The following is a 25406-nucleotide window of genomic DNA, read 5'->3' on the forward strand; positions in this document are numbered from 1 at the left end:
TTTTTGCATATATCTACGCATTTATTAAAACTAGATTTATTTTTAATCGAAAAGAGTGTGTAATGTTATCCAATCTTATAGTATATTGGCATAAAAAAAACTGTTTCACTTTTATGAAACAGTTCACTTTTTAAAAAAACAAATTTTATTGTTGATCTTTCAAAGCGGCTTGAGCTTTCGAGTTAGGCAGATAAATCTGGAAGCCAACTCCTAAATAAAGGTTACCCTGGCCGGAAGTATTACCACCGCCTACCAAACCCTGGTATTTTAAAAGTCCTTCTAAACCTACACTTGGGGTGATGAAATAAGCATATCCTGCCCCAATTCCCAAATCAACTCCGTTGGTAGAGTTACCTGTGCTGGAATTGTTTCCTCCAAACCCGGCGCTACCCTCTGCGAAAAAAACACCGTTGTTAAGTAAGTTGTCGATTTCGTTGGCACCAAAATAATATCTGGTGAAAGGAGCAGCACTCCAGTCGGTTTGAGTATCACTTGATCCTTCTGGACTTATTACACTAAGACCAACCTGAGCACCAACGGCCCATCTGTCCTGAATAAAGTAACCTAATTTTGGAGTTAAATTCATACTAAACCCATTGGTAAATTTAACATTTGCAACTTGTGAACCAACCATCCAGTTATTTTTTTGCAGTTGTGCGTTGGCTGTAACTCCCATAACAGCCACGGCTGCTGCGACTAATAATTTTTTCATAATAATTTTATTTAATGTTTGTTAATTGTTTTAAAAAATGGGTGATGATGTTAAGTTTTTAACAAAAACTAAGCCCAAACCTTAATTGAAGGGTTTTTTTTTCACATTTCATTAAAAACTTCTATTAACTGAGGTTACCAAATAGTATTAAAAATTACGTTACAATTGGATAAAGCATGGATTGTAGCGCGCTGCTATATGGAAAAAAGAAAATGAGGGAAAGGAAAAAAATTTCAGTATACCATTAGTATATTGAAGCGGAACCTCAAGCATATAGACAACGAATGGTTAAAGTACCGCCGTGGGATTATTTTTACGAGCCTAAAAATGAAGGAAAAACATAGAGGAGAAATTGAGCGGCTCTATCCTTCAAAAAAAAAGTGCTGTGATATTTTTAAAATTGACAGGTAGAAATAAATTTTCAACGCAATAATAAGGCAGAACAAGCCCATCACTAAAAACAAAAAAGGCCGGTAAAAAACCGACCTTCTCATTTGATATGAAAAAATGATAATGTCTTAGAATTTATAAACCAATCCTAAAGCGATGTTGTTTAAGTCTAAACCAACACTAAAGCTATCTGTAGCTGTAGCACCATCAACATCTGGTTTTACAGAAGAGTAATTAAGAACTCCCCAAGTTGCTTCTACAGCAAAGTTTGGTGAAAGAAAATAGTTAATCCCTGGCGCGAAAGCGAAGTTAAATCCGTCTGCTTTACTTTCAGTTGAAACATTTCCTGCTTTAAGTGTGTTTTTTGTGTTAGCATAGTTTGCTGCCAATTCACCAAATACAGAGAATCTAGATGCAGGCATCCAGTAATATCTACCGAATGCACCAACTGCGAAAGTATTATCTTTATCAGATGTTTCAACAGTTGCTACTGTATTTTTATCATTAGAGCTTGTAAAACCTACTCTTGCTCCAATCGCCATGTTAGAGTTTACAAAATAACCAACGCTTGGCGCGATAGTAAAGGTATTATTTTTAATATCTCCTGTGGTTTGGTTACTGAATCCTACTGATCCAGTAATGAAAGTATCACCCATGTTAAATCCAACTGTCTCAACTTCCTGAGCATTCATTCCTGCGAAAAGTGCAACTGCACCTAAAACTGCGAATTTTTTCATTGTTCTATTTTTAATATTTAGAGCGCAAAAGTAATTAAACAAACGTTTAGGAGCCAAGAAAACAGCTTGCGTATCCTTAAAAAATGATTTTTTTCATATTTGCCTTTTTTAGAAAAAAAAAAGTTTTTTCTAAATTAATTTATGCTTATTACCACGCCTCTTGTAACGCTCATTTATTCTTCCCGCTGTCTTTTTTCTTCATTACCGTAAGCGTGAATAATTTTCCGAACTACAGGATGTCTTACTACATCTTCTTCGGTGAGATAGACAAATCCAATTTCATCTACATCAGCAAGAATTCTCATCGATTCTTTTAAACCTGATTTCTGACGCATAGGCAAATCAACCTGACTTGGATCTCCGGTAATAATGAATTTTGCGTTCATCCCCATTCGCGTCAGAAACATTTTCATTTGCGCATGCGTTGTATTTTGTGCTTCATCCAGAATTACAAACGCTTCATCTAAAGTACGACCTCTCATAAACGCCAGTGGTGCTACTTCGATCACTTTCTTTTCCATAAATCCCTCCAGTTTTTCGTGCGGAATCATATCCCGAAGTGCATCATACAAAGGCTGCAAATAAGGGTCGAGTTTTTCTTTAAGATCGCCGGGTAGAAAGCCCAAACTCTCCCCTGCTTCAACAGCAGGTCTGGTTAAAATAATTCTTTTCACTTCCCGATCCCGCAAGGCTCGAACTGCTAATGCAACACTCGTATAAGTTTTACCCGTTCCTGCAGGTCCGATTGCAAAAATCATATCTTTCTTTTCAGAAACCTTGACCAGTTTTTTTAAATTGGTGGTTTTGGCTTTAATGATTTTTCCATTAACGCCTTTCACAATGATATCCTGATCAAAAACCAACTGCTTTTCGGTTTCGTCTTTTAGGTTCATTAAACTTTCAAAGTCTTTTAAATTGATCGAATTATTTTTAGCGATAAAACTCACCACATCATCTAACTTTATTTTCAAAAGATCCAACACTTCCTCAGGCCCCAAAGCAAGAATGAAATGATCTCTTCCCGTAATTTTCAGCGTAGGAAATTTCGATTTTAATAAATTAAAATATTGATTATTAACCCCATAAAAAGATTTGGCATCAATTCCTGTAATTTCGTATTTTAGTTCAAACATGTATCAGCGGTTTTGTGATTGTTATTTTTATTAAAAGTATCATTTTTATTTCAAACAGGTAGCGAAGTTTTCCACAATGATGTTTAAAATATTTTATTTAACCTAAATTTGTAATCCTTAAAAAAAGAGATGGCAGTTATTACTTTTACTTCAGATTACGGATTGATAGATCACAGAGTTGCCGCTGTGAAAGGCGCAATTTTAAATTTAAAGGAAGAGGCTACTATCGTTGACATTACTCATCAAATACAAGCTTACAATCTTTTGCAAACCGCTTATATTGTAAGAAATGCTTATTCTTATTTTCCGAAAGGAACGGTTCATATTATCTCTGTTGACAGTTTCTATACCAAAGAACGAAAATGTATTTTATATAAAGCCGATGATCATTATTTCATCGCTGCTGATAATGGTGTGCTGAGTTTGATTTTTTATGACATTAATCCAGAGGCTGTTTATGAAATCACTTTTAACAACCGTTTTGATGATGAAGTAAGATTTACATCGACTGATATTTTTGCACCAGTAGCCGTACATCTTCAAAATGGTGGCTTGCCTGAAGTAATCGGCAGGAAATTCAACACTCCAAAACAACTTTCTTTCCCGCGTGCAGTCTTTAATGAAAGCGAAAAAATGCTGATTGGTGAAATTATGTATATCGATAATTTTGGGAATGTGGTTTCAAATATCTCTAGGAAAAACTTTGAAAAAAGCAGTGTTGGTTTTGAAAGTTTTATCGTGAAATTTAGAAATTTAGCATTGTCGAGAATTCATAATCAATATACTGATCTGGTCAATGACTGGCAGAATGAACAGGAATTTCATGGCAAAGCTGCTGCAGTTTTTAATGATGCTGGTTTGCTAGAACTTACCATTTATAAAGGAAATGAAGAAAGCGGAGCCAGAAGCCTTTTCGGCTTACAAGTAGGCGAAAGTATTTACGTTCAATTTCAATAAAAAAAAGCCGACAGTTAAATGTCGGCTTTCCTATTTAGAATTTATTAATACTGTTTTATTTATTAATGATTTTCTTAACCACTGTTTCTTTTGAAGTAACAATGCTCACCATATAAGTTCCTGCAGGTGCATTAGAAAGATCAACTTTCTCCTGAGAAGACACAGATTTGCTTCCTGTTTTTACTACTTTACCTGAAGCATCAAAAACCTGATAAGACAATACCTGGTCTTTCGCTTTAATAGTAAAGACCCCTTTATTTGCACTTTCAGAAATAGAAATTCCATTGTTAAGTGAATTTTCATTCGTTGCCAATGTTATACAATCGAAAGTTGCAATCCAGCCTGGAGCAGTATTATTATTATCATTAGGGGTAAATCTAAAAGTAATGGCACCAGTAGCATGAGTTGATGTAAAGGGACCTGGAAGATTATCACCACTAATATTTGTTGCACCAGCGAATCGAGGTGAAGCGATGTTAGGTCCATCATAAATAATTACATTATCACCACCTTGCTCGGTCGCAAACTGGGTGAAAGTCATTTTTAATTTATCCGTAGAATTTGCTGGATAAAAAGTTTTTATGAAAGATTGGTTGTCTAAATAGTTGGCATTCTCGCCACCAGAATCCGTAAATTTCAAACCTGAGCACCAATCACCATCGGTTAAAAGAATTTTCTCATACGCAAAAGCTTGCGGGCCTGAACATTCTGCTCCCACTCCTAATAAATAATACGTTCCCTCCTCTAAATTATTAAAATTTAGAATTTTAGCGTTCGATACTCCTTCAGAAATTATGGTTCCGTCTGGATTAGAAAGTCTGTATTTCCAACTTGTTCCACTATTATCTGAAATGGTTGCTTTTAAAGAGTTTTTAGTAACCTCATTGATTGTAAGTCCAGAAACCGTAACGGTACAAGAAGCAACACAGTCTGTTCCTAAACATCCTGAAGCCTCAATTCTACTTCTGATTAAGGCACCTGGCTGTTCCCCAAATCCGTTAGCAAAGTTAATTCCTACACTACCTACTAAGTGACAGTAACTCATTATTGTTCCTCCATCACTTGGCAAATCTCCACTTGGACAAGTTCCATTTCCTGGATTTCCAGATGCTGGTCCGCAACCATCAATTCTGGTATTATCACCATTCCATACACAATCGTGAGTATGTGGTGAACCAAGATTGTGACCAATCTCGTGCGTCATTGCTTCGATGTTCCATGAATAAGTTGGAACATTTGAAAAGAAAGAATTTACACCTGAATAAGAATATTTGTAAGCGCCACACAAAGAATTAACATAAGCGATACTTGTTGTCGCCGGATTTCTTAGTAATTGTGCTACATCTCCGTTAAAAGTAGTTCTACCCAGTCTGAATTTCCCTAAAATTTCACTAGGTGTTCCAGTATAAGGATCTACCGTAGTCCAAACAAAAACTTCGCTCAACGCAACAGTAATACCATCATTCTCATACAAAGTAGAAATATTATTGTGCATCGCTGTTACCCAGTTCGTCGTGGTAATAACATTTGAACCATTTTGAGTGTAAGGTCCGTAACCTGCTTCATAGTAAATCCTCACACAAGTTGACGTTTTTTTAGACGTCATTGTAGATGGATTATATGAAACTGACAGATTTTGATTTTCAACAAGTTCATCTGATCCGCAAACAAAAGGATTATCTCCTTTTAATTTTACATCATTATAAGAAAGGTAATCCTCAGAATTTTTTGCTTTCCCGATGACAATGTTTCCTACCTCTTTAATTGAAGTTACCCCCACCACATCATCACCAAAGAAACTAATGGCAACTAATGATTTCTCATCTCCTTTTACAATTCCCTGGTAGTAAACCCCTGGTTTATAATCGGTGTATCCTTTGTCCGTATTAATTTTGAAATCCTGAGTGAAGATATTATGCTTCACTAATTCTACAGAAATTTCCTTTCCTTCAAATGGGAAAGTCATTTCTAAAGCCTCTGGTTTCTCAGAAACTATTCTGCTAATTTCAGACTTATTCAGTTTCATTACGGTAATGTCTTCAGCCGCCGTTTTGTATACTGTTTGTTTTTGAACAGATCGATCTACCGTAAATAAATCATATCTCACAAAAGATTTTTTTGCAGCTTTAGAATCTCTTACTTTTTGGGCGATAGGCTTCAAATCTTGTGCAAACCCAAATCCTAAGAATACGAAACTGAAAAACAATTGGAAAATTTTTCTCATAATTTTTACTATTTAATTTAATTATTTACAAAAAAAACAAAAATAATCCGAATTATATCTATTTGCATGAAATTTAACATTTGAAAAGTCTGCATTTTTCAATTTTCTAAATTGTGAGATAATTCCGTTATCTTTGCACTTAAATTTTTCAGATGCTTTATACCATTATCAAAGCCGTTCACATCATTTTCATGGTCAGTTATTTTGCGGGTATTTTTTACCTCGTAAGACTCTTCGTCTATTATAAAGACACCGATGAATTCGAGGAGCAAAAAAAACTTATTCTTCGTGAACAATATGTCTTCATGGCGCGAAGGCTATGGAATATCATTACTGTTCCTGCCGGAGTAATTATGTTGGTTTCAGGTCTAATAATGATTTTCCTTAATTTTGGTTTAATGAAAACGCCTTGGTTTCATTTGAAATTGACCTTCTTGGTTGGACTTGCCGTTTACCATTACTGGTGTTGGAAAAAAGTTTTGCAAATTAAAAATCTTCATGGTAACATTCTACCAATTCCAAATATCAAACTTCGCCAGGCCAATGAAATAGCGACTTTCATTTTATTTCTCGTAGTTTTTACAGTCATTTTAAAATCAATGGTGATTATATTTTGGTGGCAATTAATCGTCGGATTTATCGTTCTGGTACTTTTGATTATGACGACCGTGAAATTAGTCAATAAGAAGAAATCTTGATTATGAATAGTCAATGGTGAATGGTGAATTTTTGCACCTATAACCCAAAACCTATCCCCTACAACCTAAATTATATGTTTGCAATATTTAAAAAAGAACTTTGGACTTATTTCGGAAACTGGAGCGCCTGGTTAATTATCGGTGCATTTAGTTTAATAGGAACGCTTTTCTTATTTTTCTTTGAAAATGATTCAAATATTTTCGACATTGGATCGGCAACTTTGCAGAGTTATTTCGTACTCGTTCCATGGCTTTTGATGTTTATCATTCCAGCAATTTCAATGAAGACTTTAGCAGAAGAACAACAGTCGGGAACATTGAACTGGTTATTCTCACAACCGATTAAAATATCGGAAATCATCCTTGGTAAATTCTTATCTGTTTGGTTGGTCGGGATTTTATGTTTGCTGCCTTCGCTCGTTTATTTATACACCGTTTATGTTTTAGGCTTTCCAGAAGGAAATATCGATTTAGGCGCAACTTTCGGAAGTTATTTCGGTTTAGTAATTCTAATTGCCGCTTTTTCCGCAATTGGAATTTTGGCTTCATCGCTTTCTCAAAAACAAATTATGGCGTATTTGCTAGGCGTCTTCATTTCTTTCTTTTTGTATTTCGGAATCGAACAATTGGCGAGTTATAAATTGTTGGGTGGCGCAGATTATGTTCTTTCCAATATTGGCTTTTATCAGCATTTCCTGGCCTTTACAAGAGGATTAATCGATACGCGAGATATTTTCTATTTCCTTTTAGTGATAGGAATTTGTTTATTCCTGGCCAAAATCTTTGTAGAAAAGAAAAAGTAATTCAATTTTTTATCGCTTTTAAAAATGAACAAAAAAAACCTCATCTATAGTATTCTTATCCTCGTTTTATTACTGGGAACTTTCGGGATTTTCTCAAAACGTTTCGATTTAACACAAGAGAAAAGATATACGCTTTCTGCTTCTACCGTTAAAGTTTTGGAATCGGTTAAAAAACCATTGACTTTCAATGTTTATCTTGAAGGTGATTTTCCTGCAAGTTTCCGTCAGTTGCAAAACGAAACGAAATTTATGTTGGAAGAATTCAGAAAAGTGAATCCAAAAATCGACTATAAATTCATCGATCCGATTAAGACGAAAATGTCAAAAGATACTTTGGCTGCCATGGGAATGCAACCTTCGATTTTGCCGGATATGAAAGAGGGTAAGATTTCTGAAATCGTGATGTTTCCGTATGCTGCCATTAAATACGGTTCTCATGGAACTGCAATTCCTTTAATCGTTAATTTATCTGGAATTGATGCTTCTGAACAGTTGAGTAAGTCGATTGAAAATTTGGAATATAATTTTGTTTCCAGCATTAAATCGATAACGGCAGAACGCAAAAAAAATATCGGAATCCTCATCAATCAGGATGAACTTCGTCCAGATGAATTCCGTGGATTTATGGAAATGGCTTTGGAAAATTATAATGCCGGACCGATTATTCCAAAAAACCAAACTGAACTGACTTACGAAGATGTTCCACAACTTCAGCACATGGATGCTTTGGTTATCGCGAAACCGAGAAAGGCTTTTACTGAAAATGAAAAAGTAATTATGGATCAATACATTATGAATGGTGGAAAAACCTTGTGGATGATCGATGCCGTGAATGCAGAAATGGACACTCTTTTTCATGCTAAAAAAATCATGGCTTATCCGATGGATGTTAATTTAACCGATTTCTTTTTTAATTATGGAATTCGATTAAATGCCGGATTGGTCAAGGATATGAAAAAATCCGCACTCATTAGAATCGTGTCGGGTGAAGTTGCCGGTAATCCACAATACAGCAGTTTTCTGTGGCCTTATTTCCCTTTAGGGATTGCTGAAAATAAAAATCCGATTACGAAAAATATCAATCCTGTTAAATTTGAATTTCCGACTTCCATTGATACTTTAGGAAGAAAAAACATTAAGACCAAAGTTTTGTTTGAATCCAGCGAAAGAACGAATATCAAACAAGTTCCTAATTACGTTGCTCTGGCAGAAATCGTTCGAACTGATTCCTTGAGTGAACTCGACAAACCAACTCAACCAAAGATTTATGCGGTGAGTTTAGAAGGAAAGTTTAATTCTGCTTACGCGACCAGAAGTGAAAGAAATATTTATCCTAATTTCAAAGCACAAAGTCCAGACAATAAAATGATTATTATCGCTGATGGTGATGTTGCTCGAAATCAAATTTATAAAGGAAACCCTCTCCCACTCGGCGAAGATCTATTAACCAAACAATCTTACGGCAACGAACAATTCTTGAGAAACGCTCTCGATTTTCTTTTAGACGATTCTAATTTAATGGAACTACGAAACCGAAATATCGAAGCAAGATTACTCGACCGACAAAGAATCGACGAAGAAAAAACTGATTGGCAATGGTTGAATTTACTGCTTCCTTTAGGAATTATCGGCCTGTTAGGAGGATTTTTCTATTGGTGGCGAAAGAGAAAATTTGAATAAATCAAAAACCTTCAAGGATACAATCTTGAAGGTTTTTTTTAAGAGTTATGGGAAATATTCCCACTTCTCTTTAAACAACAAACAGTTTACTTAACTACGTCATGAGCACTCAACATATTTTTAGGATCCAGGATTTCGTCCAGTTTTTCTTTTGACAGAATGTTTTGCTCCAATACCAAATCATAAACAGTTTTTCCAGTTTCCATGGCTTGCTTAGCGATTTTGGTACTGGCTTTATAACCGATATATGGATTAAGCGCGGTGACAATTCCGATACTGCTCATCACTGAATTTTTACAAACATCGCGGTTTGCAGTAATTCCATCGATACATTTTGTTCGCAAAGTATCCATGGCTCTTTGTAAGTAAATCATTGACTCAACAATCGAGGCACAAAGTACAGGTTCCATCACATTCAGTTGTAATTGTCCGGCTTCTGCAGCAAAAGTTACCGTCAAATCATTTCCAATTACTTTAAAACAAACTTGATTAACCACTTCTGGAATAACAGGATTTACTTTACCCGGCATAATAGAAGAACCTGGCTGCATGGCAGGAAGATTAATTTCATTAAGTCCGGCTCTTGGGCCTGAAGATAATAATCTTAAATCATTACAGATCTTAGAAAGTTTCACGGCCAAACGTTTAAGTACTGAAGAGTAAATTAAATAAGAACCTGTATCCGGCGTCGCTTCTACAAGGTTGGGAGCAGATACAAATGCTTCTCCAGTCAGTTTAGCCAATTTCTCTGCACAAAGTATAGCATATCCTTGCGGAGCATTAATTCCTGTTCCGATTGCTGTACCGCCCATATTAATTTCTAAAAATAAATTAGAAATGTTATTTAAAAGAGTAATCTCTTCATCTAAATTTGCTGCAAATGCTCCAAACTCCTGACCCAAAGTCATTGGAACTGCATCTTGCAATTGGGTACGTCCCATTTTAATAACATCACTAAACTCCTCTCCTTTTTTTCGGAATGAATTGTTCAGTTCAGCCAAATGCTTTACCAAAATTTGATTCATTCTAATCACAGTAAGTCTAACAGTAGTAGGATATACATCATTAGTTGACTGCGAAAGATTTAAATGATCGTTCGGATAACAATGCTGATAATCTCCTTTTTCGTAACCCATTATTTCTAAAGCACGGTTCGCAATAACTTCATTAGCATTCATATTAACCGATGTTCCTGCACCACCCTGAATCATATCTACCGGAAATTGATCGTGGAACTGACCGTCGATAATTTCCTGACAAGCCTGAGAAATCGCGGCCATCATTTTATCATCCAAAAGACCCAGTTCATGATTGGTTTGAGCAGCCGCAAGTTTTACATAAGCAATCGCTTTTACAAACTCTGGGTACTCACCCATTTTGTTACCTGTGATGTAAAAATTGTCTACCGCTCTTTGAGTTTGAACTCCATAATAAGCATCTTTTGGTACTTGTAACTCTCCGAGTAAGTCGGACTCTATTCTGTAATTTTTCATAATAATGATTTTGAAATATTAATATTTATTTATTTTTAATTTTTGTTAATGTTTAAATTTAATTTGCTAATGTTTAAACATCTAATAATTTCTTTTTGCTTTCCGTTTTTTAGAAGGCTTTAATTCTATACATCACTCCTAAACTAACTCGGTCAGTGTTATAATCGTGCAAAGAAGGAATCGCTTTAGTATAAACATATTTTCTACCGATATAGGCTAAGAAAATCCGTAAGTCTTGATCTTTAAAGGGTAGATATTCAACTCCACCCATGTAACCGTAGGCTTTTCGGAAATCATCATCATAATTCTCTACGTTTTTCACAGACGTGGTTTCATACATTCCTTTAGCGAAAATATTCCATTCTGGTTTTGGCTGAAATTCTGCTTTCAAAATCACCGTATTATAGGTAACATCTTGAAATACTTTCTGATTGTTGAGCGCCAACCATTCGGCTCCATCTTTCGTAGCGATTCCCAATCGGTCTATCTTTTCATCAGCATTCATATAATCTAAAGTTAACTGAAACTGCTTCAGATTATATTTGGTCCCCATGGTAATCATCGAAGAATAATTATCTTCAGCTTCTGTCTGAATACCGTACGCCCATCTTGTCTGGAACTTTTTGTTGAGAAAACTACCATTCCAATTGACGATATAAGCAAGCGGATTGTGAGACTGTTCAATTCCCTGCGCTGATAAATCACCGTAAATATCTTCTAAATAGGAGTTTCTGCTATTGGTGATTTGAAACTGAAATTCTTGATTTTTAATGGGCGTATAAATAATTGCTCCTCCCATCATACTGTTGTCCATTGCGCTAATAAAATCAGCATATTCGTGAACATTGATTGCATTCTGATCAAATTCAAATCCGCCCCAAGCCTGACGCTGTTTCCCAGTTATAATGCTAAATTTATCATTGAATTTATAACCTACATACATATAGTCGGTTGCTTTACCAATATTATCTAAAGACTGTGGATTGGTAGATCTGTTCAACCTTTGTCTGAAACGATAAAATATTTTATCAGTAAGATTACCTTTAATTTCTAATCGAAATTGTCTTGCTTTAAAGGCCATATCTGCTTTTCCATCATCTTCTGTTACAACGTCAAAACTGGACTGTATATGGAAAAAAATGTTGAGTTGATCGTTGTGTCTTTCCAAAGATCTAATTTTACTATCAGCTTCTGTATTGGTCGGATTATCCTGTGCATAGACGCCTAGAGAGAATAAAGATGCGAGGGCGACTGTTATATACTTTTTCATGATGTTTACTATTTAATTATTTACATAAAGCTGATGATGAGATATCCTACAGCAATGGCAACGATGGTTGACACAAATCCTGGAATCTGGAAAGAGTGATTGATTACATACTTACCAATTCTGGTGGTACCGGTTCGATCGAAGTTAATTGCGGCGACTACGGTAGGATAATTTGGTAAGAAGAAATAACCGTTCACTGCTGGGAACATTGCCAGTAAAGCTAGTGGAGGAATTCCTAAAGCTAATCCCAGTGGATAAAGCGTACGAACCGTTGCTGCCTGACTGAACAATAGAATTGACATTACAAATAAGGCAAAGGCAAATAAGAACGGATAAGTGGTTACAACACTTTGTATATTTTCTTTAAAGAAGGCCAGGTTACCGTTGAAGAACGTGTCACCCATCCAGGCAATCCCGAAAATTGCGATTACTGCCTGCATTCCTGCGATGAAAATACTGCCGTTTACTGCTTTGGTTACATCAGCTTTAGCGAAAATTAAAATTAATCCAGCCGTTGACATCATAATGATTTGAATGATTTGAGCCATGGTTACTTTCACGATTTCACCATCAATAAGAAATGAAGGACGTAAAGTTGGGATGGATCCAAATAAGACTACAGAAAAAACACCGAGTAAGAAAAGAACTACTGCAATCAGTGGTCGTGTACTGTTTACTTCTGCTGAAATTGCTGTATGATCTTTCGGTGTAATTAAACCTTCTTGTAATCTTTTTAAATAGATAGGATCTTTTTCTAAATCTACTCCTACAAAACTCACTGCTAAAGCTCCTGCTAAAACACCTATGATTGTTGCTGGTACACAGACCATCAAAATGTCAATCATTTCAATTCCTTGTCCACCTAAAAGTGATGTACTTAATAGAGCTGCGGTGGCTGCTGAAATAGGACTTGCTGTAATCGCTTGCTGAGAGGCAATCACCGAAATACTCATCGGGCGCTCTGGACGAACTTTACTGTCTGTTGCAATCTCCGAAATAATCGGTAGTAAAGAGTATGCGATGTGTCCGGTACCTGCTAGAAAGGTAAATACATAACATACAATCGGACCTAGGAAAGTAATTGATTCCGGGTTTTTCCGAAGAATTTTTTCAGCGACCTTGACCAGATAATCTAATCCTCCGGCTGACTGAAGTGCTGAAGCTGCAGTAATCACTGCAACAATCATTAACATGACTTCGATGGGAGCTTCTCCGGGTGGTACGTTAAATACAAATACCAGGATTGCCATCCCGATCATTCCGAAGATTCCTAAACCGATTCCGCCAACTTTGGCTCCTACAAATATGGCGGCTAAAACCACTATAAGTTGTAAGTAAACTGCGTATTCCATGTGCTTGTTTTTTATTTATGTAAAGGTGCGATGGAATAGAATGGATTCAAATTTTTCCGCTGTGCAGTATATTTCAGCACGCGGTTACTTTCGTCACATGTCGGTGTGAACATTTCTTTTGTTGATTTATCTCACCTCACGACTTTTAAATTTTTATTTTAATCAGCGTATATTGCTCCCTTATTAAAAAACGATGATTGTACCCGAAGCCTATTTAGAAAATCCTATTTTTGATCACTTATCCGATCGCGAAAAGGCGGTTCTGAATGCGAATGCCTCGTTAATGCAATTTGATCAGGAAGAAATGTTTATTAAAAATGAAAGCTTATTGTTTTCAGTATTTTATATTTACAAAGGAGAGGTGAAAATTAAAGACGATAAGTGTCGTCTAATCGATCTATATGGAGAGACCGATTTTATAGGATTGCGTTATTTGTTTAATGATGATCCGGTTTTTTTCTCAGCTTATGGTGTGAAAGGAACCCAGGTTATTCAATTTGAGAAAAATGTTTTCAAAAAATTTGTCACTACCAATGCAATGTTTCTGGTAGATGTTTATAATGAGTCCTACAACAATATAACCGCGCTCACCAGAAATCTTTTGAGTTACAAAGCCCATAAAATCAATGGTGCATTGGCAGATTTTCTCTTACATTACAACGACAGAGGTTGTCTGCAATTTTTGAAACAGAAAGAAATCAGCGAAGTTTTAGGCTATTCACGAGAGAATGTGAATAAATGTTTGAATGAATTTACTTCCGAAGGATACATTAAATTTACCGACGAAAAGATAGAAATTCTTAATGATGAAGGTTTGAAAGCCATTCGGAAATTCGGCTAAGATTGATTAGACATCTTTAATAAAGTCTTCATATTCATAAAATACTCTTTCGAATCCTTCCATTTTTTCTATAAAAAATTCAAAGATTTCCTGCCACGTATTTTTATTGTAAATCGAAACATTTTCTTTGGTGATCCAAAATCTAGAAATGACTTTGCCGTTTTCTAAAGTATAGAATTCATCTTTGTGAATTTCCCCTAATTCCTCTTCTAAAATAGATTCCAACGACCACATTTTCTCGAAATAAGCATTTCGAAAAATCTCATCATTCATTTCTATATCTAAAGAAACTTCGGCTTTTTTAGCATCAGCATTAAATTTAAAAGAGAAATCTTTAATCTTGGTATTGTATAAAATCCATTTTCTGGGAAAACTTTTCCCAAAGGCGATCCAGAATTCTTTTCTTAATTTTTGTGCTTCTTCTTTGCTAAACATTCCACTGAATTTATGACCTGCGAACTTACTTAAAATATCACATTATAAACAATGCAGTGGGCAATTTTTAAGGAAAATCGTTTGGCAATTATTTTTCTACCTAAATAAATATTTTCAGTTCTTTCTATTTAAATAAATAATATGCGTGAATTCGTAGCAAAGTTTGTTGTGTTTAAAACCTTACTTCTCTATCTTCTGAAAAGTTTTACTTAATTTTACATCATGCTTTCTAAAAAATCTCAGTATGCACTCAGAGCGCTTTCTTTTCTCGTGGAGAAAAAGAATCAAGGACCTGTTTTGATTTCAGATATTGCCAATGAGAAAAAAATTCCGATCAAATTTTTAGAAAACATTCTTTTGGAACTTAAAAAAGCCGAAATCCTGGATAGCAAAAAAGGAAAAGGTGGCGGCTATTTTTTTAATGCGAATCCGGCTGATGTTTCGCTTGCTACCATCATCCGTTTGGTGAATGGTCCGATTGCAATGATTCCTTGTGTGAGTCTTAATTTTCATGAACAATGTCTAAATTGCAATCAGGAACATTGTGGTTTACATGATGTCCTGATCGAAGTTCGCGATGCCTCTTTAGCGATTTTAGAAAAGAAGACTTTGCTCGATATTGTAGATTAATTCGATCCCTTTTTATTTATTTTAATAGTCCACCAATTTGGTAGGATAATAAATTTATTGCAAATTTGCTGACATTAAATAAAGAAATAATGTTCTCAACAGAAGAAATTCAGCAAATAGAAACCCTTTCCCTAGAGCAAAGCCTGTTTAAATTGTGCGAGATGATTCCAGACGGAATTGTATTTTCCACTTCTTTAGGACAAGAAGATCAAATCATTACCGATGTTATTTTTAAAAATAAATTACCCATAAAAGTATTTACATTGGATACGGGAAGATTATTTTACGAACATTATGACCTTCTTTCCAACAACAATTCAAGATACAAAATCAAAACAGAAGTCTATTTTCCGGAAGCAGATGATGTTGAAAAATTTGTCAATGAAAAAGGAATTAACGGCTTTTTCCATTCTATAGAAAACAGAAAAGAATGTTGCTACATCCGAAAAGTAAAACCACTCAATCGTTCTTTGCAAGGAGCAAAAGTTTGGATTACCGGTTTAAGAAGTGAACAATCTGAAAACCGACATTCTTTAAAAATGCTGGAATGGGACGAAAGCAGACAACTCTACAAATTTAATCCACTTCTCCACTGGACTTATGATGAAATTTTAAAATACATTGAGGAACATCAAATTATGGATTTGCCTCTTCATAAAAAAGGGTTCATCAGCGTTGGTTGCAAACCGTGTACAAGAGCAATTGAACCCGGTGAAGATCCGCGTGCCGGAAGATGGTGGTGGGAAGAATCTCAGAAAGAATGCGGTCTTCATTCAGAAAAATAAAAATTCTAAAACTCAATTATGTCAAAATATCATTTAAATGATCTGGAGCAATTAGAAGCGGAAAGCATTTATATCATGCGGGAAGTTGCGGCTCAGTTTGAAAAACCTGCACTATTATTCAGCGGTGGAAAAGATTCGATTACATTGGTTCATTTGGCGATGAAAGCCTTTGCGCCTATGAAAATCCCTTTTCCTTTAGTTCATATCGACACCGGTCATAATTTCCCGGAAGCCTTGGCGTACCGAGATTTTTTAGCCAAAGAAATCGGTGCAGAATTAATTGTCAGGAAAGTGGAAGATACGATTCACAAACAAAAACTGACTGAACCTAAAGGAAAGTTCGCTTCCAGAAACTGGTTGCAAACGCATACTTTATTAGAAACGATTGAAGAATTCCAATTCGATGCCTGTATTGGTGGAGCGCGACGTGACGAAGAAAAAGCCAGAGCCAAAGAACGTTTTTTTTCCGTTCGGGATGATTTCGGACAATGGGATCCAAAACTTCAAAGACCGGAATTATGGAAAATCTACAACGGACGAATTCACAAAGGTGAAAATGTTCGGGTCTTCCCTATTTCAAACTGGACGGAACTCGATGTTTGGAATTATATTAAAAAAGAAAAAATTCAATTGCCCTCTATTTACTTTTCACACGAAAGAGAAGTTTTGGAATATGAAGGTCAGTTAATTGCAGTTTCAGATTTTATTCAAATTGATGAAGATGATGTTATTTCTACAAAAACCGTTCGATACAGAACTGTGGGAGATATGACTTGTACGGCAGCGGTAGAAAGTAATGCCGCGACTTTAGATGAAGTTGTTCAGGAAATTACCGCCTCAAGAATTTCGGAAAGAGGCGAAACCCGAATCGATGATAAAGTGACCGAAGCCGCAATGGAGGATCGTAAGAAAGGCGGATACTTCTAATTAAAAACAAATCGTTTTTAGAACCCTAATTCTGCAGCCCGACTTGAGCGGAAATCCTTTTTTTGTAGGGCAAAAGCGATGGAAAAAAAGATTGGGAGCGGAAGGCGGAGATGCTGCCCAAATAAAAACCTTTTAAAGAAAGAAAATAAAGAAATGGATATATTAAGATTAATGACGGCCGGAAGCGTTGATGATGGTAAAAGCACCTTAATTGGTCGCCTTTTATACGACAGCAAAAGTATTCTGGTCGATCAACTGGAAGTCTTGGAAAAGCAGTCTAAAAATAAAAATTCAGACGGAATTGATTTGGCGATTCTTACCGATGGATTGCGTGCAGAAAGAGAACAGGGAATTACGATTGACGTCGCCTACCGATATTTTTCAACACCGAATCGGAAATTTATTATTGCGGATGCTCCCGGTCACGTTCAATACACGAGAAACATGATTACCGGCGCGTCTAATTCTGATTTGATGATTATCCTGATCGATGCTCGACAAGGTGTGATTGAGCAAACCAGAAGACACAGTATTATCGCTTCCCTTTTAAAAATTAAACACATCGTCATTGCGGTGAATAAAATGGATTTGGTTAATTATTCAGAAGAAGTTTTTGAAAATATTAAAACCGATTATCTGGAAATTGCTAAAAAATTGAACCTCAGCAATATTCAGTTTTTCCCAATCTCTGCTTTAGATGGCGATAATATCGTCGATCGATCTACGAAAATGCCTTGGTTTAAAGAAAATTCTTTATTAGAATATTTGGAGCAAGTTGAAATCAATAAAGAAATTAATCTGGAAGACACGCGCTTTCAAGTGCAATTTGTTATTCGTCCGCAAACCGAAGAACTGCATGATTATCGAGGTTATGCCGGCGAAATCGTAAGTGGAATTTACAAGAAAGGTGATCGTATAAAAGTGCTTCCGCAGAATATAGAAACCACGATTATTAAAGTTGAAACCGGCGGAAAAGAAGTCGATGAAGTTTTCGCACCTCAACCTGCTGTTATTCATATTGAAGATGATATCGATATTTCACGTGGTGATTATTTTGTTCATGCAGACCAACTTCCGACCGTGGCTAATGAATTTGAAGCGTTAGTTTGTTGGATGGATCATAAAGAATTAGTGATCGGGAATAAATATTTTCTGCAGCACAGAAGTAAGTTGATTAAAACGATTATCAAAGAAATTGATTATAAATTAGATGTCAATTCCTTAGAAAAAACGCCAACTGATTCTGTCAAATTGAATGAAGTCGTAAAAGTTACTTTAAAAACCGCGAGTCCTTTAGTACATGATTCTTTTGAAAAAAACAAAGGAACAGGAAGTGCGATTTTGGTCGACGAAACAAGCAATTCAACTGTTGGCGCGGTAATGATTCTATAATTCATGAGCGAAGTTCAACCTAATAATATGCATCCGTTATTCCTTAATTTGGAAAGGATTCCCGTATTATTGGTTGGACATGATGAATTGATTCTCCAAGCATTAAAACAAATCGTTCGGAATTCTATCCATTGTAAAATCAAAATTTTTGATGAAAATAGTTCAGAAGATTTAATTGAATTCTCGAGAGGCAGATCAAACATTACTCTTTTCCCTCGAAAAATGGAAGAAGATGATTTACAAGATTTTGCCTTGCTAATAATTTCAACTGAAGATCATGAATACGAAGAACATCTTCTTCAACTTTCTCAAAATAAAAATGTTCTGATCAATGTCATCGGGAAACCACAAATCAGTGATTTCTCTTTGGTTTCAGTCATTAAAAAAGAAAATATAAAACTGGGAATTTCATCTAATGATTATTCGCCAGAAGTTCAGGAAAGAATCAACCGAATTATCGAACACAGCATTCCATCGGACTTGGAGGAGTTTATTGGTAAATTAAAATTCGCCTATAAAAACCCTTTGATGAATCGAGAAGATGAACTGAAATCGCTCGACACGATTACGGCTGATTATCTTGATCAGAAACAAAAACATCCTCTCGCCAATTCTGAATTTGAGAATTTAGAAAAAATAACGAAAGCCGTTCGCCGTCGGTCTAATATCTATCTTGGTATAATCGGCGTCATGGTTTTAATTGGCGTTTTGTCTTATATTCTTTTTGAATTTCAATTATTCCCGGATATCAATGCATTTCTAAATGCCGACAATCATATTTTTTATAAAATGCTGGCGGTTGGTTTCGTCGCAGAACTGGTTGTCGGAAGTACGGGAATGGGTTACGGAATTATTTGCACCACGATTCTATTAATGTTGAATATTGCACCACCAATTATTAGCGCAAGTATTCACTCGGCAGAAACATTTACGTCTGCAGCGGGAAGCATCAGCCATTTCCGCTTAAAGAATGTAAATATGAAACTGGTGAAAGCCTTGGCGCTTCCGGCAATTATTGGTGCGATTATCGGCGCATTATCTCTTACTTATTTTGGTCAACATTATGCGCATATTGTAAAACCAATTATTTCCTGTTACACTTTATATCTTGGAATTAATATTTTGCGGAACGCTTTCAAAAATAATAGAAAGAAAAAACGCACTCAGAAATCTAGTCGAAACATCAAAGTTTTAGGATTATTCGGCGGGTTTATCGATTCCTTTACCGGCGGCGGTTGGGGACCAATGGTTACGGGAAGTTTATTAAAAGACGGCCGAACGCCAAGATACGTGATTGGAAGTTCTACCCTTTCGAAATTTATTTTAACCATTACGAGTGCAATTACTTTTGTGATAACAATCGGCATTCAACATTGGAATATAGTTCTCGGTCTTTTAATTGGTGGAATTGTTACCGCACCTTTTGCAGCAATGCTTACGAGCAAAATTCCGATTAAGAAAATGTTTGTGGTTATTGGGATTCTTATAATTAGTTTGAGTGTTATTTCGATTGTAAAATCGTTGACTTAGTTTTTTTAACCACACAAGTCACAAAAGTTTTTAATGGCTGAAGTTTTAAATAATGCTGCTGAAAGTTCACAAAACGTCTATTGAAAAGTTATTAAACCACAAAAGTCACAAAAGTTTTTAATGGCTGAAGTTTTAAATAATGCTGCTGAAAGTTCACAAAACGTCTATTTAAAAGTTTTTAAACCACAAAAGTCACAAAAGTTTTTAATGGCTAAACTTTAAAATAATGCTGCTGAAAGTTCACAAAACGTCTATTGAAAAGTTATTTAAACAAAAAGTCACAAAAGTTTTTAATGGCTGAAGTTTAAAATAACGCTGATGAAAAGTTCACAAAATATTTCTTGAAAATTTTTGACCGCAGAAAATCCAAAAGGTTTATTTATCAGGACATTCAAAAGGTTGTAAAAGGTGCTAGGAATAACGCTCTTAATTATTTACATTCTTTTGTACTATTTTTTTCAATTACCTTTTACTTCTTTTGCGGTTAAAATATAAAAACCTTCCATTACAGAAGGTTTTTAAATATATTTCGGAACAAGTTTTTAAATAACTCCTAAATCTTTTCCTACTTTTTCGAAAGCAGCAATCGCTATGTCTAACTGTTCTCTGGTATGAGCCGCAGAAAGTTGAACTCTGATTCTGGCTTTTCCTTTTGGCACAACCGGATAAAAGAAGCCGATGACATAAATTCCTTCATCCATTAATTTTTCCGCCATTTTTTGGGCTAAAGGTGCGTCGTATAACATTACCGGAACAATCGCAGCATCGCCATCAGGAATATCAAAACCTTTGGCTTTCATTTCTTTTCTGAAGTATTCTGCATTTTCCATTACCTTGTCTCTCAAAGTCGTATCGTCGGAAATCATATCCAACACTTTAATCGCTGCCCCAACAATTCCGGGAGCGAGAGAATTCGAGAATAAATAAGGTCTGGAACGCTGTCTCAACATATCGATGATTTCTTTTTTACCGGAAGTAAATCCGCCAAGCGCGCCGCCTAATGCTTTTCCTAAGGTTGAAGTGATGATATCTACTCTACCCATTACATCGTTTGCTTCGTGAGTTCCACGACCGGTTTTCCCGATAAACCCTGTAGCGTGAGAATCATCAACCATGACCAAACAATCATATTTTTCTGCTAAATCGCAAAGTCCTTTCAGATCTGCAACAATTCCGTCCATGGAGAAAACTCCGTCGGTAACGATGATTTTAAAACGGTGATTATTTTTGGAAGCCTCAATTAACTGCTCTTCCAGATCTGCCATATTATTATTTTTGTAACGGTATCTGGCTGCTTTACACAAACGCACGCCATCAATGATTGAAGCGTGATTTAATTCATCAGAAATAATGGCGTCCTGATCAGTAAACAAAGGTTCGAAAACGCCACCATTTGCATCAAAACAAGCAGCATATAAAATCGTGTCTTCTAAGCCTAAAAACTTAGAAATCTTGGCTTCTAATTCTTTGTGAATATCCTGAGTTCCACAAATAAAACGGACGGACGATAATCCGTAGCCACGACTTTCGATCATATCCTGTGACGCTTTCATCACTTCGGGATTATTTGATAATCCTAAATAGTTATTCGCACAGAAATTCAAAAGAGTTTTTCCGTTGGCTTCAATCACAGCAGATTGCTGTGAAGTAATGATGCGTTCGGTTTTAAACAAACCATCATTTTTAATATTTTGAAGTTCGTTCTGAAGATTTTCCAGATAATTTTTAGAAATCATATTTAAATTATTTTGAAACGCTAAAATACGAAAAAAAGCACTCTTTCAAGTGCTTTTCTAATTTTGTTATTAATAACATAAGGTTACTTCAACGCTTTTATTCTTTAATAAATTTCAAATTCTTTTCTGCAATTTTTAAAAGATAAACTCCTTTTGGAAGGGTATTTACACCAACTGAATTTTTAGCAGAAAGCATTCCTGATTTCACCAATTTACCATCAACACTGAAAATCTCATACGATTCATCTTTAGTAATTCCATCTACAGAAAGTTGGTCTTTCACCGGATTGGGATAAATTCTAATCTCATTTTTCGCAGCATCATTTACAGCAAGAATCGAAGTGTCTTTTGTTACTGTAGAACCTTTGGTAATAATTTGATTTTCATAATTAAATTGAACTGAAGCCACCGTGAAAGTCAATGCTTCGGCAAAATTTTGATTATTTGAATTATTGTTTAAAACCAAATAAGCAACTTGTCCAGCAGTTCCGTTTACTTTAATAGGCAAAGGCATTTCAAAGAAACTGACGGAAGGATGACTTTGAGTTTGACCCACTTTAAATCTCAAAACTTTATCAGCAGTTTGATTCCACTTAATTTGATACGTAGGATATCCCTGACCGTAAATCCAATCGTTGAAGAACTCGGTAAAATCTTTTCCTGTAGATTGTAAAAATGTATTCTTTAAATCGGTTGTAACTGCGTACTTATAAGCCAAATTGGGTTGGTTATGATAATCTTTTAAAGCCTGATAAAAAGCAGCATCGCCTAAAATCCATTTCATCATTCTTAAAACAAATCCACCTTTAGAATAACTTAATCTACCATTAAAAACTGCATTGGTATTTCCTAAATTGGCATCATCAACATAAACACTTCCACCTGCTGAGCCGGTAATATAATTCATTTCTGAAAGTAAATAACTCATAAACTGACTGTTGCTCATGAGCAGTTTTTCATTGGCAAGGTGTTCACCAAAGGTCGCGAAACCTTCATTAAGCCAGATGTCATTCCAGGCACCACAAGTTACTTTGTCACCAAACCACTGGTGAGCCAGTTCATGTGCGATAATTCCTTTTCCCCAAGAGCCCATGGATGACATGGTAGAATGTTCCATTCCACCGCCCCAACCGAATTCCATGTGACCGTATTTTTCATTTCGATAAGGATATGGGCCAAAATTTTCTTCGAAAACATTCATAATATCTTTGGTCCAATTGATATTCGCCATCGTCGAAGAATTGTTTGCTGTAGAAGGATAAACATAATTCACAAATGGAAAAGGTGGCGTTCCCATCACATCATTAAACTTCGTGTAATTCGTAATTCCCAAAGCCACTAAATAAGCGGGAATCGGATAATTGGTTTGCCAAAAAGTTAATTTCTTACTTCCCGGTAAAATCGTTTCAGAAATCAACTTCCCATTTGAAGCGACATTGTACTGAGAAGGAGTGGTAATTTTTATATCTACTTTTTCTATTTTGTCATTCATACTCTGCTTCGTTGGAAACCATTCCTGTGCGCCATAAGGTTCAGACAGCGTAAATAGAACAGGCGTGCCACCTTGCGTTTCTACGGTAAAAGCGTCACCTGCACTTCCGAAAGTATCTGGTGCTCCGGAATATTTGATGTACAGGGAATCAATCGTCGCTGAAGCAAGCGCAGCTGGAAAATCGATTTTTATTTCTTTCGTTGGTAATTGTGTAAACGATAAATTGGTGCCGTGGTATTTCACTTCAGAAACCGTAAGTACATTTGAAAAATCAAAATAAATACTCGAAATATTTTGATTGGGAATAAAATGATTGGTCACCGTTCCGCTTACATAATATTGTGCAGGATCAAGATTCAGATCTAACCGCTGATATTTCAAATCATAATTCAATGTGTTGGGATTTACATTATAATTAATCATTTTCGAATAGCGCTGTGCTTCACTTCGCATCATGCTCTTTCTTTCTGCTTCTTCGTTTTGACCAAAAACATGCGCAAAATAAAGAATTAAGGCAAGTACATAAAATTGCTTCATTTATTAAATTATTAGTTTCTAAAGATAAAAAAAACCTTCCAATAAATATTGAAAGGCTATTCTTTTTATGAAATAAAGATTTAGAGATTAAGCGTCGGCTCTAGGATTTGTTCCATTCTGCTTTTAACTTGATCTACAGAACCTGCGTAATTATTAATAAGTAACGAGAAAACCAGTGTTTTTCCAGAATTCGTTTTCATATAACCAGCCAAAGTTTTTACTTTATTTAATGTTCCTGTTTTCGCAAAAATCTGTCCGTTTCCGGTATCATAAAACATTCTTTTCAATGTTCCTGTTTGACCACCAATTGGCAATGATTCCTGGAATGTTTTGTAATATTTTTCATTCATCAGATTCGCTAAAAATTTCACCTGAGCAATTGGCGTCACCACATTACTTCTGGAAAGTCCGCTTCCGTCATAGTAATTTAAACCTTCAGTATCAAAACCAACTGACTTTAAATGTTCATTAACGACCCGTCTACCCGCTTCTAAGGTTTGGTCACCTAATTTCTGAAAACCAACCATTCTCAACGTCGCTTCTGCTAAAGCATTATCACTGTGCTGATTAGTATACATGATGATTTCTGCCAAAGTCGGTGACTGGTAAGCAGTGATTACTTCTCGTTTTTCAGGATTAGGATCAGTGGTTCTTGTTACCACTTTACCAACTATAGGTAAACCACTTTTAATCAATGATGCACGTAAATTATTGGCTAAATAAGCGGGCGCATCCGGAAGTTTAGTTGTTAGATTACCACCATCAAATTTATCAGCATACACCATTTGACCAATGTAAGGCGAGATATAGTAATAGTTTTTATTCTCAGAAAACGGATTTGATTTCTTTGCAATCAATTTTTCATTTTGAGGATTGATTTCATGGGTAGTTCCAACGGGTAAATAATAATTTCCGTTTTCTAACCAAACGACACTTTCCGGTAACAACTGTGATTTATTTGCTTTGAAAACTCCAGTTTGAATGATGATATCTCCATTCACTCTTTTTATACCTTTATCTGTAATGGCTGCTTTAAAATCGGAAATAATGCTGCTGTAAGAACTCGCGCCTGCTTTACTGGTTCCCAGCGAAGGATCACCACTTCCTACGATATACAAATTCCCATTAAGAACTCCATCTTCAATAGTTCCTGAATACTCTAACTGCGTAATCCACTTAAAGTTTTCGCCCAAAAGATTCATAGCGGTCTCTGTGGTCAATAACTTCGTAGTAGAAGCCGGAATCAAGGATGCATTTTCATTATAAGAACTGATAACTTTTTTCGTTTTCGGATCATAAACAACAAAACCCCAGTTTGCATTTCGCAAAACAGGATCATTCATCATCGAATTCAATTTGATGTCTACAAGTTCTTTTGCGCTTAGAAGTTTTTCAGCGGACTCTTTAGAGGAATTTTGATTTTCGTAAGATTGAGGATAATTGGTAGAAGCGAAGGTTCCCTGCCCAAACGCAAATGCAGAAACTGCTATTGCAGAGGAAACCAGAATTTTTTTGATGTTAATCATTTAATTTTATTATTTGATTATCTATTTAATGTTCGGTTAAAAGAATATAATTCTTACCCAAAACATCTTTTTAACGTTCAAAAGTATAAAATATTGTTGAAGGACAGTGAATTAACGGTGGTAAAA

The 25406-nt window shown here is 35.6% G+C and carries 21 protein-coding genes; 10 read left to right on the top strand and 11 right to left on the bottom strand.

The annotated features are described in order from the left end of the window. Window positions 1-145: 145 nt before the first annotated feature. From PUH65_RS10995 to PUH65_RS11005, 3 genes are all read right to left on the bottom strand, one after another. A complete protein-coding gene (locus tag PUH65_RS10995; RefSeq protein ID WP_305520047.1) occupies window positions 146-712 on the bottom strand; it encodes a hypothetical protein in 567 nt (188 codons plus the stop codon). A gap of 518 nt (window positions 713-1230) precedes the next feature. Continuing rightward, the gene (locus PUH65_RS11000) at window positions 1231-1839 is read right to left on the bottom strand and encodes a porin family protein (RefSeq protein WP_305520048.1); all 609 of its coding nucleotides are present in this window, start codon (window positions 1837-1839) and stop codon (window positions 1231-1233) included. A gap of 173 nt (window positions 1840-2012) precedes the next feature. Beyond that, a complete protein-coding gene (locus PUH65_RS11005) occupies window positions 2013-2972 on the bottom strand; it encodes a PhoH family protein (RefSeq protein ID WP_305520049.1) in 960 nt (319 codons plus the stop codon). Window positions 2973-3101: 129 nt separating this feature from the next. Here PUH65_RS11005 and PUH65_RS11010 point away from each other — a divergent pair, with 129 nt between their 5' ends. Further along, the gene (locus PUH65_RS11010) at window positions 3102-3929 is read left to right on the top strand and encodes an S-adenosyl-l-methionine hydroxide adenosyltransferase family protein (RefSeq protein ID WP_305520050.1); all 828 of its coding nucleotides are present in this window, start codon (window positions 3102-3104) and stop codon (window positions 3927-3929) included. Window positions 3930-3984: 55 nt separating this feature from the next. Here the strand turns inward: PUH65_RS11010 and PUH65_RS11015 are convergent, their stop codons facing one another. Beyond that, window positions 3985-6153 (bottom strand): M12 family metallo-peptidase, encoded by a 2169-nt coding sequence (locus PUH65_RS11015; RefSeq protein ID WP_305520051.1) that lies wholly within the window; start codon window positions 6151-6153, stop codon window positions 3985-3987. A 152-nt stretch (window positions 6154-6305) separates the two neighbouring features. Here PUH65_RS11015 and PUH65_RS11020 point away from each other — a divergent pair, with 152 nt between their 5' ends. The 3 genes from PUH65_RS11020 (at window position 6306) to gldG (ending at window position 9334) form a co-directional block, all read left to right on the top strand. Continuing rightward, complete coding sequence (locus PUH65_RS11020; RefSeq protein ID WP_305520052.1) at window positions 6306-6851, top strand: CopD family protein; 546 nt, start codon at window positions 6306-6308, stop codon at window positions 6849-6851. Between the two features lie 74 nt (window positions 6852-6925). Beyond that, window positions 6926-7654 (top strand): ABC transporter permease subunit, encoded by a 729-nt coding sequence (locus tag PUH65_RS11025; protein ID WP_305520053.1) that lies wholly within the window; start codon window positions 6926-6928, stop codon window positions 7652-7654. 24 nt (window positions 7655-7678) lie between these two features. Further along, window positions 7679-9334: a gliding motility-associated ABC transporter substrate-binding protein GldG gene (gene gldG, locus PUH65_RS11030; protein ID WP_305520054.1), complete on the top strand. Its 1656-nt coding sequence runs from the start codon at window positions 7679-7681 to the stop codon at window positions 9332-9334. 86 nt (window positions 9335-9420) lie between these two features. Here gldG and aspA read toward each other — a convergent pair whose 3' ends face one another. The 3 genes from aspA to PUH65_RS11045 form a co-directional block, all read right to left on the bottom strand. Continuing rightward, the gene (gene aspA, locus PUH65_RS11035; protein ID WP_305520055.1) at window positions 9421-10827 is read right to left on the bottom strand and encodes an aspartate ammonia-lyase; all 1407 of its coding nucleotides are present in this window, start codon (window positions 10825-10827) and stop codon (window positions 9421-9423) included. A gap of 109 nt (window positions 10828-10936) precedes the next feature. Then, window positions 10937-12097: a porin gene (locus tag PUH65_RS11040; RefSeq protein ID WP_305520056.1), complete on the bottom strand. Its 1161-nt coding sequence runs from the start codon at window positions 12095-12097 to the stop codon at window positions 10937-10939. A 20-nt stretch (window positions 12098-12117) separates the two neighbouring features. After that, window positions 12118-13449 carry an anaerobic C4-dicarboxylate transporter family protein gene (locus PUH65_RS11045; RefSeq protein ID WP_305520057.1) on the bottom strand — a complete coding sequence of 444 codons (1332 nt, stop codon included), beginning with the start codon at window positions 13447-13449 and terminating at the stop codon, window positions 12118-12120. A 193-nt stretch (window positions 13450-13642) separates the two neighbouring features. Here PUH65_RS11045 and PUH65_RS11050 point away from each other — a divergent pair, with 193 nt between their 5' ends. Next, window positions 13643-14290: a Crp/Fnr family transcriptional regulator gene (locus tag PUH65_RS11050; RefSeq protein WP_305520058.1), complete on the top strand. Its 648-nt coding sequence runs from the start codon at window positions 13643-13645 to the stop codon at window positions 14288-14290. 6 nt (window positions 14291-14296) lie between these two features. On the opposite strand, the gene PUH65_RS11055 is transcribed toward PUH65_RS11050, so the two are convergent. Next, on the bottom strand, window positions 14297-14725 hold the full coding sequence (locus tag PUH65_RS11055) for a DUF4268 domain-containing protein (RefSeq protein ID WP_305520059.1): 429 nt from the start codon (window positions 14723-14725) through the stop codon (window positions 14297-14299). Between the two features lie 222 nt (window positions 14726-14947). Between PUH65_RS11055 and PUH65_RS11060 the strand changes: the two genes are divergently transcribed. From PUH65_RS11060 to PUH65_RS11080, 5 genes are all read left to right on the top strand, one after another. After that, entirely contained in the window at window positions 14948-15355 is a 408-nt protein-coding gene (locus tag PUH65_RS11060) for an Rrf2 family transcriptional regulator (protein WP_305520060.1), read from the top strand. An 89-nt stretch (window positions 15356-15444) separates the two neighbouring features. After that, window positions 15445-16140 carry a phosphoadenylyl-sulfate reductase gene (locus tag PUH65_RS11065; protein WP_305520061.1) on the top strand — a complete coding sequence of 232 codons (696 nt, stop codon included), beginning with the start codon at window positions 15445-15447 and terminating at the stop codon, window positions 16138-16140. An 18-nt stretch (window positions 16141-16158) separates the two neighbouring features. Further along, window positions 16159-17067: a sulfate adenylyltransferase subunit CysD gene (cysD, locus tag PUH65_RS11070; protein WP_305520062.1), complete on the top strand. Its 909-nt coding sequence runs from the start codon at window positions 16159-16161 to the stop codon at window positions 17065-17067. Between the two features lie 153 nt (window positions 17068-17220). Then, window positions 17221-18459 (top strand): sulfate adenylyltransferase subunit 1, encoded by a 1239-nt coding sequence (locus PUH65_RS11075; RefSeq protein ID WP_305520063.1) that lies wholly within the window; start codon window positions 17221-17223, stop codon window positions 18457-18459. 3 nt (window positions 18460-18462) lie between these two features. Continuing rightward, entirely contained in the window at window positions 18463-19989 is a 1527-nt protein-coding gene (locus PUH65_RS11080) for a TSUP family transporter (RefSeq protein WP_305520064.1), read from the top strand. Between the two features lie 542 nt (window positions 19990-20531). Here the strand turns inward: PUH65_RS11080 and kbl are convergent. From kbl to dacB, 3 genes are all read right to left on the bottom strand, one after another. Continuing rightward, a complete protein-coding gene (kbl, locus tag PUH65_RS11085; protein ID WP_305520065.1) occupies window positions 20532-21725 on the bottom strand; it encodes a glycine C-acetyltransferase in 1194 nt (397 codons plus the stop codon). 97 nt (window positions 21726-21822) lie between these two features. Further along, window positions 21823-23754: a M1 family aminopeptidase gene (locus PUH65_RS11090; RefSeq protein ID WP_305520066.1), complete on the bottom strand. Its 1932-nt coding sequence runs from the start codon at window positions 23752-23754 to the stop codon at window positions 21823-21825. 80 nt (window positions 23755-23834) lie between these two features. Then, window positions 23835-25280: a D-alanyl-D-alanine carboxypeptidase/D-alanyl-D-alanine-endopeptidase gene (gene dacB / locus PUH65_RS11095; RefSeq protein WP_305520067.1), complete on the bottom strand. Its 1446-nt coding sequence runs from the start codon at window positions 25278-25280 to the stop codon at window positions 23835-23837. Window positions 25281-25406: the final 126 nt, after the last annotated feature.

The sequence above is a fragment of the Kaistella sp. SH40-3 genome, from assembly GCF_030686865.1.
In the GTDB taxonomy this organism is placed as follows: Bacteria; Bacteroidota; Bacteroidia; order Flavobacteriales; family Weeksellaceae; genus Kaistella.